Raw genomic sequence first — 13,117 nt, forward strand, 5'->3', positions numbered from 1 at the left:
GGAGGTTCCCGAGGTGAGCGCTGCCGTACCGTGGCGCCGTGATCGAAGTCGACCATCTCTCCAAACGATACGGTCCGAAGCTCGCCGTCGACGACGTCTCCTTCGTCGTCCGACCGGGCAGCGTGACCGGCTTCCTCGGGCCGAACGGCGCCGGGAAGTCCACCACGATGCGCATGATCATGGGACTCGACCGGCCCACCTCCGGACGCGCCACCGTGAACGGGCAGCCGTACCAGGCACTCCGCGACCCCCTGCGCCAGGTCGGAGCGCTGCTCGAGGCCAAGGCGGTGCACACCGGGCGGAGCGCCTACAACCACCTGCTGTCGCTCGCGGCGACCCACGGGATCCCGAAGTCCCGCGTGCACGAGGTCATCGACATGACCGGGCTGGAGTCCGTCGCACGCAAACGCGTGGGCGGGTTCTCGCTGGGCATGGGACAGCGGCTCGGCATCGCCGCGGCGTTGATCGGCGACCCACGGACGCTCATCCTCGACGAACCGGTCAACGGCCTCGACCCGGACGGCGTGCTGTGGGTCCGGCAGCTCGCCCGGCGTCTGGCCGCCGACGGCCGCACCGTCTTCCTGTCGAGCCACCTGATGAGCGAGATGGCGCAGACGGCTGACCGCGTGGTCGTGCTCGGCCGGGGCCGGGTCCTGGCCGACGCTCCCATCGCCGAGTTCGTCGCCGGCTCGGACGGCGGCGGTGGGACGCGTGTCGTCGTCCGCACGCCGACGCCGGACCGGTTGTTCCCGGCGATCGGTGCCGCCGCCACCGCGGTCACACCGCGCGACGACGGGTCGTTCCTGGTCGTCGGTCCCGACGCCCCGACGATCGGCGCGATCGCCGCCCAGGCGGGGATCGTCCTGCACGAGCTCACCCCGGTGGGCGCCAGCCTCGAGGAGGCCTACATGGCCCTGACCCGCGACGACGTCGAGTACCGATCGGAGGGCACCCGATGACCACGACCGCCACGATCCCGCCCGACGCCCGCCTGTCCTTCCCCCGGCTGGTCCGCAGCGAGTGGATCAAGCTCCGCAGCATCCGGTCCACCGTGTGGTGCTACGGCGCGCTCGTCGTCCTGACGATCGCCATGGCCGTGCTGCTCGGTGCGCTGGTCAACCGGGGCGGCACCGCGCTGCCCACCGACGCGGCGAACGCGCAGATCGTGAACATCAACACCGCCGGGGTGTCCATCACGGCGCTCGTCGTCGGGGTCCTGGGCGTGCTCATCATCACCGGTGAGTACGGCACCGGGCAGATCCGGTCGACCTTCACCGCCGACCCCCGCCGCATCGGCGTGGTCCTCGCCAAGGCCTGTGTCCTCGCCGCGACGACGTTCCTGGTCAGTGCCGTGTCGACCTGGATCGGCGTCGCAGTGTCGACCGCGCTGCAGGCGACCAACGACGTCCACCCGCACCTCAGCGACCCCGCCGTGGTCCTGCCGATCCTCGGCTCGTCCGTCTACGTCACCCTGCTCGCCCTGCTGGCGTACGGGATCGGGCTGCTCGTCCGCTCCAGCGCCGGTGGGATCGCGATCACGCTCGGCATCCTGCTCGTGCTGCCGGTCATCCTGTCGGTCTTCGCCAGCCTGACGAACGCGCAGTGGATCCTCGACGTGGCGAACCTGCTGCCGTCGCAGGCCGGCGGCAAGCTGTTCACGTACTCCCCTCCGGGCGTGCCCGCGGCGGCGCAGACCGGGCTCGTGCTCAACGGCTGGGGCGGCTTCGGGGTCCTGGCTGCCGAGGTCGTTGCCGTCGGGGCGCTGGCGGTCGCCGTCGCGCGGAGTCGGGACGTGTGATCGTCGGGCATCGCGTGGCGCGATCGGAGTGATCGGGTGCCGATTCCGGAACGAGGAAAACCCCCGGGAGACCGGGGGTTTTCCTCGTTGCTTCGTGGAGCCGCCTGTCGGAATCGAACCGACGACCTATTCATTACGAGTGAATCGCTCTACCGACTGAGCTAAGGCGGCGGACGCTCCGGAGACCGGAGCGGCACGGGTCACGACTATACAGGTTCAGACGAGCGAGCGCGAAACGAGCGACCCGAGCTCGTCGAAGGAGCGCTGCAGGTCGTCCACCAGGTGCGACTGCGCGGGCGATTCGGACCACTCCCACCACGCGTGTCGGAGGGTCGCCAACGACACCAGCGACGCCAGTCGAGCGCGGCGGTGCAGGGACGCCTGGTCCTCGGTGACGGTCGGGTCGTCATGGGTCATGCGCCGGGCGATCACCGTCTCGAGTTCGGCCTGGAACTCCTTCATCGAGGCCATCCGCTGGCTGAAGAGCTCGGGATTGGCGCGCAGCACCTGCTGGCGCTCGGTGATCAGCCCGCGCTCCTCGATCAGTTCCCGCGCCGAGTGCACCAGGAGCGCCCCGACGTCGCCGAGCAGTTCACCCGTCGGGCCGCCGGCGACGAACGCGTCGAGGGCCTGGTCGTCCGGCAGGGTGGGGTCGTCCCCCAGGATCGCCTGTTCCTTGCTCGGGAAGTAGTTGAAGAACGTGCGCGGAGAGATGTCCGCGCGGCGCGAGACCTCGTCCACGGTGACCGCGGCCAGGCCGTCCTCGATCGCGATGCGGAGGGCGGCCTGCTGGATGGCGAGTCGGGTGGCGCGTCGCTTCCGTTCACGCAGGCCGGGTTCTGCATCGGGCATGGGCTGATTGTCCCATGTCGGACCGGCTGGGCGGACCGACCTCGGACTGCTCTCAGCGGAGGGCCCGGACGACCGTCACCAGGAGCGCTTCGAGTGCCAGGAGTGCGGCGACGTTGGCCGCGATCCGCGTTCGGGCGAGCGCGACGGCGTCGAGGACCTCGAGCGCGGCCGCCGGCGGGACCGAGTCGAGCGCGCGGTCGAGGTCGTCCTGCATCGCCAGGTTCACGGGTTCACCCGGCGCCCCGAGCCCCATGAGCAGCAGGTCCCGGTAGAGCGAGGACACATCGACGAGGATGCGGTCGAGGCCGTCCCGCAGGCTGCGCGTCGCCCGGCGCTTCTGGTCGTCCTCCATCGCACGGAGCTGCGACCGGAGCGCCGGCGGGACGGTGCCCCCGGGTTCGACACCGAGCGAGCGGAGGGCGGCATCGCGTTCCTCGGCATCGCGCTCGAGCGTGATGGCCTTGGCGTCCTCGTCGGCGACGGCGAGGAGCTCCGCTGCCGCGGTGACCGCGTCGCCGACGCCCCGGATGCGGAGCACGGTCTGCAGCGTGCGACGGCGACGGTCGCGCGCGTCGGCACTCGTCGCGAGGCGCTGCGCCATGCCGATGTGGCTCTGCGCCTGGCGAGCCGCGTCGAGCGCCAGGTCGCGGTCGACGCCGTTGCGCGCCACCAGGAGGTCGGCGACGGCCTCGATGCCCGGGACACGGAGCCGCACCGAACGGACGCGGGACCGGATCGTCGGCAGCAGGTCGGCTTCACTCGGGGCGCAGAGGATCCACACGGTGCGCTCCGGGGGTTCCTCGAGCGCCTTGAGCAACAGGTTCGATGTGCGCTCGGTCATGCGGTCGGCGTCCTCGATCACGACGACGCGCCACCGACCCACCGAGTGCGAGTAGTACGACGAGGTGACGAGCTGGCGGATCTCGTCGATGGTGATGATGACGCGCTGCGTCGTGAGGACGGCGACGTCCGGGTGCGTGTGCGCGGTGATCTGCCGGAGCGTGTGGTCGTCGTCGGGCCCGGAGCCGACGAGCGCCGCGGCGAAGGCGGTCGCCACGTTGGACCTGCCCGATCCGGGCGGACCGGTGATGAGCCACGAGTGGGTCATGCCGCCGGTGCCGTCGGGCGACTCGGCGGCGTTCCGCAGCGCGGCCACCGCTTCTTCCTGCCCGGTCAGGCCGTCCCAGACGCTCACAGCGCCATCTTCGCAGCGACCACCGTCACGGAGCGATCCCGACCAACGGGCCGATGCCGGCGCGGATCGCTGCCTGCACCTGGTCGCTCGGGGCGGCCGCGTCGACCACCAGGAACCGGTCGGGTTCGGCGGCTGCCATCTCCAGGAACGCCTGGCGGACGGTCTCGTGGAACGCCGCGGCCTCGGACTCGAGTCGGTCGAACGTGTCGCCCCGCGCCGCGGCGACGCGAGTGCGCCCCACGGTCACGTCGAGGTCCAACAGCACTGTCGCATCCGGCACGAGCCCGTCGGCGGCCCAGTCGGAGACGCTGCGGACCTGGTCGGCGCCGAGGCCGCGCGCGACACCTTGGTAGGCGACCGAGGAGTCGATGTAGCGGTCCTGCAACACGATGTCGCCCCGGGCCATCGCCGGTCGGACCACGGTCTCGACGTGGTGGGCGCGGTCGGCGGCGTACAGCAGGGCCTCGGCACGCGGAGCGACGTGTCCGCGCTCGTGCAGGACGATCTCGCGGACCCGCAGCCCGAGGTCGGTGCCCCCGGGTTCCCTGGTCCGGACGACCGTTCTGCCGTGCGAACCGAGCCACGTCGCGAGCAGCTCCGCCTGGGTGGTCTTGCCTGCGCCGTCGCCGCCCTCGAGCGTGATGAAGCGACCGGTCACTTCTTCTTGGCCGGTGCGCGTCGGGCGGCGGGCTTCTTCTTGACCGGCCCCTTGGCTCGCTTGTCCGCGAGCAGCTGGACGGCGCGCTCGAAGTCCACGGACTCGACCTCTTCGCCGCGCGGGATCGTGGCGTTCGTCTCGCCGTCGGTGACGTACGGCCCGAATCGGCCGTCCTTCATCTTGATCGGCTTGCCCGACACCGGGTCCGCTTCGAACTCCTTGAGGGACGCACTCGCGGCCCGCTTGGCGCCGTACTTGGGCTGGGCGAAGATCTCGAGCGCTCCGGCGAGGTCGACGTCGAAGATCGCGTCCTCGCTCGGCAGCGTGCGGGTGTCCGTCCCCTTCTTCAGGTACGGCCCGTACCGGCCGTTCTGCGCCGTGATCTCGTCACCGGACTCCGGGTCGGCACCGACCGTCCTGGGCAGGGACAGGAGCTTCAGCGCGGTCTCGAGGTCCACGCTCTGCGGGTCCATCGACTTGAACAGCGACGCGGTGCGCTCCTTCGGAGCAGCAGCCTTCTTGGCGGGCTTCTTGGCCTTGGTCGCGGTCGCCGTCGTGCCGGCGGCGGCCTTCTTCGCAGCGGCGGTCTTCGTCGCAGCGGCGGTCTTCGTCGCGACGGGCTCCGGCTCGGCAGGGGTCTCGATGACCTCTCCCGTGGCGGGGTCCACCTGGGGCTCGGGCGTGCGCTCGGTCACGTACGGACCGAAGCGGCCGTCCTTCGCCAGGACCTCTTTCCCCGTCTCCGGGTTGATCCCCACCACGCGGTCGCCGACGACCGGGGCCTCGACGAGTTCGCGTGCCTTGTCCGCCGTGAGCTCGTCGGGGGCGAGGTCCTCGGGCACGTTGACGCGGCGGGGCTTCTCCGGGTCGTCGCTCGGCGTCTCGATGTACGGGCCGTACCGACCGATGCGGAGGGTCAGCCCGGGCGAGAGCTCGACGGAGTTGATCTCCCTGGCGTCGATCTCGCCGAGGTTGTCGATGACCGTGCGGAGTCCGCGCTGGTCGCCGCCACCGAAGTAGAAGCCCTTGAGCCAGTCGACGCGGTCGGCCTCGCCGTTGGCGATCCGGTCCAGGTCGTTCTCCATCTCGGCCGTGAAGTCGTACTGCACGAGGTCGCCGAAGTAGTCCTCGAGCAACCGGACCACGCTGAACGCGATCCAGTTCGGGACGAGCGACGTGCCGCGCGGTGTGACGTACCCGCGGTCGACGATCGTCGAGATGATCGCCGCGTAGGTGGAGGGACGCCCGATGCCGAGCTCCTCGAGCGTCTTGACCAGGCTGGCCTCGGTGTAGCGCGGCGGAGCGGAGGTGTCGTGGCCCTTGGCCTCGACCTCGTCGACACCGAGGTGGTCGCCTTCGGCCATCGCCGGGAGCTTGGCGTCCGCGGCGTTCGCCGACGCGTCGTGACGCTCTTCGTCGCGGCCCTCTTCGTAGGCGTTGAGGAAGCCGCGGAACGTGATGACGGTGCCGGACGCGGTGAACTCCACGTCCGTGCCCTGCGCCGTGGACGCGAGGCCCTCGACGGGCTCGGCGGAGGTGATCCCGAGGACGACCGACGCGGTCGAGCCCTTGGCGTCCGCCATCTGCGAGGCGACGGTCCGCTTCCAGATGAGGTCGTAGAGCTTCCAGTCGTTGCCGCGGAGGACCTTCTCCATCTGCGACGGCGTCCGGAACACGTCACCGGCGGGACGGATCGCCTCGTGCGCCTCCTGGGCGTTCTTGCTCTTGCCGGCGTAGCTGCGCGGCTTGTCCGGGATCGTGTCCCCGCCGTAGAGCTCGGAGGCCTGCTTGCGAGCGGCGGAGACGGCCTGCTGCGAGAGCGACGCGGAGTCGGTTCGCATGTAGGTGATGTGGCCGTTCTCGTAGAGCGACTGCGCGACGCTCATCGTCTGTCGCGCGGAGAACCGGAGCTTGCGCGCGGCTTCCTGCTGCAGGGTCGACGTGGTGAAGGGCGCGGCTGGTCGACGTGTGTAGGGCTTCGAGTCGACGCTGCGCACGACCGCGTCCCCGGCACGCTCGAGCACGGCGGTGAGGGCGGTGGCGGAGGCCTCGTCGAGCCGCACGGCGTCGGAGGTGGTGACACCCCGGTCGTCGAAGTCGCGGCCGGAGGCGACGCGGGTGCCGTGGATCCGGGCGAGCTTGGCCGTGAAGGCACTGTCGCCGGCCTTCTCGAACCGGGCGGTCAGGTCCCAGTAGTTGGCGGAGACGAACGCCAGGCGCTCGCGCTCACGGTCGACGACGAGACGCGTCGCGGCGGACTGCACGCGGCCGGCGGACAGGCCGGGTCCGACCTTGCGCCACAGGACGGGTGAGACCTCGAAGCCGTAGAGACGGTCGAGGATGCGGCGGGTCTCCTGCGCGTCGACGAGCGCGGTGTCGAGTTCGCGGGTGGCTTCCTGCGCCCGCTGGATCGCTTCCTTGGTGATCTCGTGGAACACCATCCGCTTCACGGGGACCTTCGGCTTCAACACCTGGAGCAGGTGCCACGCAATGGCCTCGCCCTCGCGGTCCTCATCAGTTGCGAGGTAGAGCTCGTCGGCGTCCTTCAGGGCGCGCTTGAGGTCGGCGACGGTCTTCTTCTTGGCGTCGGAGACGACGTAGTACGGCTCAAAGCCGTTGTCGACGTCGACCGAGAACTTGCCGACCGACCCCTTCTTCAGCTCGGCGGGGAGGTTCTTGGGCTCGATGAGGTCACGGATGTGCCCGACTGACGCCTGGACCTCGTATCCGTCACCGAGGTATTGCGCGATCGTCTTCGCCTTCGCGGGGCTCTCGACGATCACGAGCTTCTTCGTGCCTGGCACGTGACTCCTTGATCGATGGTGCTGTCGGCCCTGGGACGCGGACGCGTCCGGGTCGACCGGGACATCGATGACCGGCGGGCCGACAGGCACACCATACACACAGTGCCGGGGATGCCTGCCGGACGAGGTCATCGCTGACGGTGCGGCGTGGGAGGGGCGGGACCGGCCACCGCGTCCGCGTCGACCGCGAACGGTCCGGAGTGGACCGTGACGGCCACCCGGACCACGCCACTCGCGGTCTCGCAGGACGCGAGGACCGCTCCGGAGGCGGTGACCGCGGTGTCGGCGACAGCGCAGGGGCCCCCCGGGACGAGGCCGACGAGTGCCGCGGCACCGGAGAGCGCCCCCGCGTCGGCAGCACCCTGTGCCCGGACCGTGCCGCCCCGGACGGCGGCCGCGGTCACCAGGGCGCTGACGAGCGCGAGCACCACCGCGACGACCGCGACCATCACCACGGTGGCCGAGCCCCGGTCACCGCGGCCGCCGGTGCTCACCCGCCGCCGTTCGCGGCGCACGCGTCGCCCCGCAGGACCACCGGCAGCGGCCCGGCGGGCTGCCGTTCGACCCGGACGCACACCAGGCCGTCACGGTGGGTTACGGCGCTGGACGTCCCGGTGCCGAGACCCGCGAGCGCCGCCTGCCCGGTGGCGGCGTCGCCGCGCCCGATCGCTCGCGACGCGGTGGCCGCTGCGAGCTGCAGTCGCCCCTGGGTGTCGACGAGGAGGACCCCCGCGACGGCGACCGTGACGACCACCGCGACGACGGGGAGCGCGAGTGCGAACTCGACGGTCACCGCCCCGCGGTCACAGCGAGAGCGCACCGCGGACGAGGTCGGTCAGGATCGACTGGACCTCGCCGGAGCGCATCACGGCGACGAGGACGCCGGCAAACGCGACCGCCGCGAGGATGACGACCGCGTACTCCGCCGTCGCCGACCCCCGGTCGTCAGCACGCAGGGCGTCCGCACCGGGCTCGTCGGCGCGGAGTTCGTCGGCGCGCAGTTCGTCGGCGCAGAGTTCGTCCGCACCGGGCTCGTCGAGACGTTGTTCGTCGACACGGGACGGATCGGTGCGGTGCTGTGTGGACAGTGTCATGGTGTGGGTCCCTTCTCGGTGGTGCTCCGAGCCTGGCGCGATCGCCTCGCCGACGGGCCCCACTCGGCCCGGTTGTGGACGCTTCACCCGAGCCCGGCGACGGTGGAGGAGAGGAGTGCGACCACGACCGGCACCACCCCGACCAGGACGAACGCCGGCAGGACGCACACCCCGAGCGGCACGACGAGTCGGACGCCCAGGCGCTCTGCATCCGCCAGCGACGCGGCTGCCGCGTCCTCGCGCAGGTCCTCGGCCGCCGAACGGAGGAGCGCCGCCGCGGGCACGCCGGCACGTCGGGCGAGTGTCAGTGTCTCGGACAGGCGGGCCTGCTCCTCCGGGTCCGTCGGCCGGTCCCCCACCGCCGCGCGCACGACGTCGCCCGCTCCGGACCACGAACCGCCGCCGGAGAGCGCGACCGCCCAGACGTCGAGCAGCACGCCCGGGATCCGCCCGTCGGGCTCCACGGCGCGCACCAGCCGCCGCGACCACGCGCTGCCGGTGCCGACCAGGCACGCCGCCGTGACCAGGGACGCCCAACCGACCGGGGAGCCGACGAGCACGCCCAGCGTGTCCACACCCCACAGCGAGGCGAGCACGACGCCCAGCACCGGGAGCGCGAGCACCACGTTCGCGCTCGTGCGGGGTCCGGCGAGCGCGACGCGGACCGCGCGGTCACCGGCGGCGGTGCGCCGCAGCGCCTCGGCCAATGCGCGCAGGGTGGGGGCGACCGGCGCCCCGGTGCGATCCGCCACCGCGACCACGACCCGCACGTCGTCCGCGGCAGCCGAGCCACGAGCGGTCGCGCGAGCACCCAGCCCTGCACCAGCGCCAGCGCCAGAAACGGCACCAGCACCAGCACCAGCACCAGCACCAGCACCAGCACCAGCACCCACCCTCGCACCCGCACCCGCACCCGCACCCGCCACACCGTCGCCCCGGCCCTCGACGAGCGCCCACGCCCGCGCCGGAGCGGCCCCCGCGGTCACCAGCGTCGCGACCCGGTCGAGCACCCGCGCGGTCCGGACCGGGTCGAACCCGGCGGGCGCGCTCACCCGCGGCGAGTGGTCGACGTCGCTCCCCCGGTCACACAGTCGACCGCGAGCCGACCACCCCGGTCGAGACGCAGCTGCCCCGCCGCCCCGAGTCGGCGTACCCCGCGACGGCGTTCGACGTGGAGGACCAGGTCGAAGGCGCTGACGGCCTGGCGCGCCAGCACGGTGGGCTCGAGCCCCGCCAGTCCCCCGAGCGCCTCGAGCCGCGCGGGGACGTCGTCGAGACCGTTGGCGTGCACGGTCCCCGCACCCCCGTCGTGCCCGGTGTTGAGCGCCGACATGAGCTCGCGCACCTCGGCCCCGCGGCACTCGCCCACGACGAGTCGGTCCGGACGCATGCGGAGCGCCTCGCGCACGAGCCGGTCGAGGCCGAGCGCCCCGGCGCCCTCCGCGTTGGCCTGGCGCGCCTCGAGTGCGACGACGTGCGGGTGGTCGACGCGGAGCTCGGCGACGTCCTCGACCGTCACGATGCGTTCGCCGTGCGGGACCCGGGCGAGCATGGCGCCGAGCAGGGTGGTCTTGCCGCTGCCGGTCGCCCCGGAGACCAGCACGTTCCGCCGCAGGCGCACGGCGTCCTCCACGACCCGACGCGGGACCCGGTCGAACGTGTGCGACCGATCCAGGTCGTCGAGCGTCGGTCGGCGGCCGCGGGGCAGTCGGATCGAGATCGCCGTGCCCCCGACCGCGACCGGCGCGAGCACGACGTGGACGCGGATGCCGTCCCCGTGTCGGACGTCGGCCACCGGGGTCGTCTCGTCGACGTGCCGACCGCCCGCCGCGACCAGGCTCGTCGCGAGCTCGCGGGTGCGCCGTTCGTCCAGACGGGTGCCGGTCCGGACCAGCCCGGCCCCGCGGTCGACCCACACCCCGGCGCCGCCCTGGACGAGCACGTCCGTGACCGTGTCGTCGTGCACCAGTGGTGCGAGTTCCTCGAACACCAGCGGGTCGGGTCCGGACCGGATCCGGGTGGGAGTGGCCTGGCCGGGGAGGAACAGTGCGGGATCGGCGCGATGACGGTGCATCTGCGGCACGCTAGGGCGCATCGTCCTGCATCCCGAGCCTGGTCCTGCCGTTGTGGACGGTTTGCGTCGTCCCCAGCAGTGCGCGCTTTTGTACCCCGTTCAGTCGCGGCGTACCCCGCCGAGTGCCGCTCGGCACGGTGCCGCCGGATCGCCGCCGGTGGGGCGGGAGGAGGACCGCCGACCCGGCGCGAGGGCGCCCACGACCCGATGCGGCGGTGGGCGCCGACGTGGACCGTTCTGTCCATGGTTCCGCGGCACGGTGCGGATCGACGGGGTCGTGAGGACCGGAACGCTCGACGACACGTGTCGGGCGCATCCGGGAAAAAGAAGAGGCGGCACCGGTTGGGGGGAACAGGTGCCGCCAGGACAACGGAGGATTGGGGGGAATCCGATCCGATGCCGCCGGGAACGAGCCCAGCGAGATCGAGTGTACCCCAAGACTCGCGCACTCGGGCAACCTCGACGCGCCGCTGTGCGTCGACCGGCTTGTGCACCGCACACGCCCGCGCGGTCCCGGGCATCGGTGCCCTCGCGTCCGGGGGTAGTCTCCGACTGCACGAGGACGCAACGACGCGAAAGGACATCGATGTCCACTCCGACCCAGGTCGACCCCCGCAACGACGACGCAGCAGCCGGCCCGACCGACGCCGCAGCCGATACCGAGCGGACCTTCCCCCCGTCTCCCGAGTTCGTCGCCGACGCCGTCGCGCACGAGGACCTGCACGACGCCGCGCGCTCCGACCGCCCGGCGTTCTGGGGCGAGCAGGCGCGGACGCTGCTGGACTGGCGGACCCCGTTCACGCAGACCCTGGACTGGTCCGGGGCCCCCTTCGCGACGTGGTTCGCGGACGGCACGCTCAACGTCGCGGAGAACTGCCTGGACCGCCACGTCCGAGCGGGCAACGGGGACCGGGTCGCGATCCACTTCGAGGGCGCTCCCGGCGACACCCGTCGCATCACGTACGCCGAGCTCACCGCCGACGTGCAACGCGCTGCGAACATGCTGACCGACCTGGGCGTCACGCAGGGTGACCGCGTCGTCGTCTACATGCCGCTCATCCCCGAGGCCGTCGTGACGATGCTCGCCGTGGCCCGCATCGGTGCCGTGCACTCGGTCGTCTTCGGCGGGTTCAGCGCCGAGAGCCTCCGCGCCCGCATCGAGGACGCCGGCGCGAAGCTCGTGGTCACCGCCGACGGCGGCTGGCGCCGCGGGGCCGTCGCCCCGCTGAAGCCGGCGGTCGACGAAGCACTGGCGGGCGAGGGCACCGACAGCGTGGAGCACGTGCTGGTCGTCCGTCGCGGCGGCAACGAGGTCGCGTGGGACGACGCGCGTGACCTGTGGTGGCACGACGTGTTCGCCACCGCCGACGCGCACCACGACGCGCGGGCCTTCCCGGCCGAGAACCCGCTGTTCATCCTGTACACCTCGGGCACGACCGGGAAGCCGAAGGGCATCGTGCACACGTCCGGCGGCTACCTGACGCAGGCCACGTACACGCACCGCAACGTCTTCGACATCCACCCCGACAAGGACGTGTACTGGTGCACGGCCGACATCGGGTGGATCACCGGGCACACGTACGTCGTCTACGGCCCGCTGGCGAACGGCGTCACCCAGGTGCTCTACGAGGGCACGCCGGACGAGCCGCAGCCCGGTCGGTGGTGGGACATCGTCGACTCCTACGGCGTCACCGTCCTCTACACCGCCCCGACCGCCGTCCGCGCGGCGATGAAGGGCGGCCGCCAGGTCCCCGACTCCCGCAGCCTCGACAGCCTCCGCCTGCTCGGCAGCGTCGGTGAGCCGATCAACCCGGAGGCATGGCACTGGTTCCGCCAGGTCATCGGCCACGACCGCACCCCGATCGTCGACACGTGGTGGCAGACCGAGACCGGCGCGATCATGATCTCCGCCCTGCCCGGCGTCACGAAGCTGAAGCCCGGTGCCGCCCAGACGCCGCTGCCCGGCATCGTCGCCGAGATCGTCGACGAGGACGGCCACCGCGCCGACCCGGGCGAGAGCGGCTACCTCACCATCACCGAACCGTGGCCGTCCATGGCCCGCGGCATCTGGAACGACCCGGACCGGTTCGTCGAGACGTACTGGGACCGCTTCCCCGGCCGCTACTTCGCCGGTGACGGCGCACGCCTCGACGGCCAGGGCGACATCTGGGTGCAGGGCCGGGTCGACGACGTGATGAACGTCTCGGGGCACCGGCTCTCGACGGCCGAGATCGAGTCGGCACTCGTCGGCCACGAGGGCGTCGCCGAGGCGGCCGTCGTCGGTGCCGCCGACGAGACCACCGGGCAGGCGATCGTCGCGTTTGTAATTCTGACCACCGAAGCGGCCGACGGTGTCGACCGCGACGCCGTCGCCGCCGAGCTCCGCGCCTGGGTCGGGACCCGGATCGGCGCGATCGCGAAGCCCAAGCAGGTCGTCATCGTGCCGGAGCTGCCGAAGACACGGTCCGGCAAGATCATGCGCCGGCTGCTCCGCGACGCGGCCGAGGGCCGGAAGATCGGTGACACGACCACGCTGGCCGACCCGACGATCATGGCGACCATCACCGACCTGATGTAGACCGCAGAACGCAGGTGGGGCCTCCCGTCCGGATCCGGACTGGGCCCACGCCGCCGGTTCCGGA

General features: G+C 72.1%; 12 protein-coding genes and 1 tRNA gene. 3 read left to right on the forward strand and 10 right to left on the reverse strand.

The window, feature by feature from the left end:
- Positions 1–38: 38 nt before the first annotated feature.
- Positions 39–959, forward strand: coding sequence for an ABC transporter ATP-binding protein (locus tag ASG04_RS00425; protein WP_056118705.1), 921 nt, complete (start codon positions 39–41; stop codon positions 957–959).
- A complete protein-coding gene (locus tag ASG04_RS00430) occupies positions 956–1,798 on the forward strand; it encodes an ABC transporter permease (protein ID WP_056118708.1) in 843 nt (280 codons plus the stop codon). Before ASG04_RS00425 ends, ASG04_RS00430 begins: the two co-directional genes overlap by 4 nt.
- Before the next feature lie 95 nt (positions 1,799–1,893).
- Here the strand turns inward: ASG04_RS00430 and ASG04_RS00435 are convergent.
- The 10 genes from ASG04_RS00435 to ASG04_RS00480 all read right to left on the reverse strand — a co-directional run bounded on the left by ASG04_RS00435 (position 1,894) and on the right by ASG04_RS00480 (position 10,475).
- Positions 1,894–1,969, reverse strand: a tRNA-Thr gene (locus ASG04_RS00435).
- A 45-nt stretch (positions 1,970–2,014) separates the two neighbouring features.
- On the reverse strand, positions 2,015–2,650 hold the full coding sequence (locus tag ASG04_RS00440) for a TetR/AcrR family transcriptional regulator (protein ID WP_056118711.1): 636 nt from the start codon (positions 2,648–2,650) through the stop codon (positions 2,015–2,017).
- Between the two features lie 52 nt (positions 2,651–2,702).
- Positions 2,703–3,845, reverse strand: a complete 1,143-nt coding sequence (locus ASG04_RS00445; protein WP_056118713.1) for a DNA polymerase III subunit delta' — start codon at positions 3,843–3,845, stop codon at positions 2,703–2,705.
- A 25-nt stretch (positions 3,846–3,870) separates the two neighbouring features.
- Positions 3,871–4,503, reverse strand: a complete 633-nt coding sequence (tmk, locus tag ASG04_RS00450; protein WP_056118716.1) for a dTMP kinase — start codon at positions 4,501–4,503, stop codon at positions 3,871–3,873.
- Positions 4,500–7,307, reverse strand: a complete 2,808-nt coding sequence (gene topA / locus ASG04_RS00455; RefSeq protein ID WP_056118719.1) for a type I DNA topoisomerase — start codon at positions 7,305–7,307, stop codon at positions 4,500–4,502. The genes tmk and topA overlap by 4 nt, the downstream gene beginning before the upstream one ends.
- A gap of 128 nt (positions 7,308–7,435) precedes the next feature.
- Positions 7,436–7,801, reverse strand: coding sequence for an Rv3654c family TadE-like protein (locus tag ASG04_RS00460; protein ID WP_146245208.1), 366 nt, complete (start codon positions 7,799–7,801; stop codon positions 7,436–7,438).
- A complete protein-coding gene (locus ASG04_RS00465) occupies positions 7,798–8,100 on the reverse strand; it encodes a TadE/TadG family type IV pilus assembly protein (protein WP_056118725.1) in 303 nt (100 codons plus the stop codon). The genes ASG04_RS00460 and ASG04_RS00465 overlap by 4 nt, the downstream gene beginning before the upstream one ends.
- 10 nt (positions 8,101–8,110) lie before the next feature.
- The gene (locus ASG04_RS00470; protein ID WP_056120066.1) at positions 8,111–8,308 is read right to left on the reverse strand and encodes a DUF4244 domain-containing protein; all 198 of its coding nucleotides are present in this window, start codon (positions 8,306–8,308) and stop codon (positions 8,111–8,113) included.
- A 176-nt stretch (positions 8,309–8,484) separates the two neighbouring features.
- Positions 8,485–9,153, reverse strand: a complete 669-nt coding sequence (locus tag ASG04_RS00475; protein ID WP_235515380.1) for a type II secretion system F family protein — start codon at positions 9,151–9,153, stop codon at positions 8,485–8,487.
- 296 nt (positions 9,154–9,449) lie between these two features.
- Positions 9,450–10,475, reverse strand: coding sequence for a TadA family conjugal transfer-associated ATPase (locus ASG04_RS00480; protein WP_235515381.1), 1,026 nt, complete (start codon positions 10,473–10,475; stop codon positions 9,450–9,452).
- 586 nt (positions 10,476–11,061) lie between these two features.
- Between ASG04_RS00480 and acs the strand changes: the two genes are divergently transcribed.
- The gene (gene acs / locus ASG04_RS00485) at positions 11,062–13,053 is read left to right on the forward strand and encodes an acetate--CoA ligase (RefSeq protein ID WP_056118731.1); all 1,992 of its coding nucleotides are present in this window, start codon (positions 11,062–11,064) and stop codon (positions 13,051–13,053) included.
- Positions 13,054–13,117: the final 64 nt, after the last annotated feature.

The sequence above is a fragment of the Curtobacterium sp. Leaf183 genome (assembly GCF_001424385.1).
In the GTDB taxonomy this organism is placed as follows: domain Bacteria; phylum Actinomycetota; class Actinomycetes; order Actinomycetales; family Microbacteriaceae; genus Curtobacterium.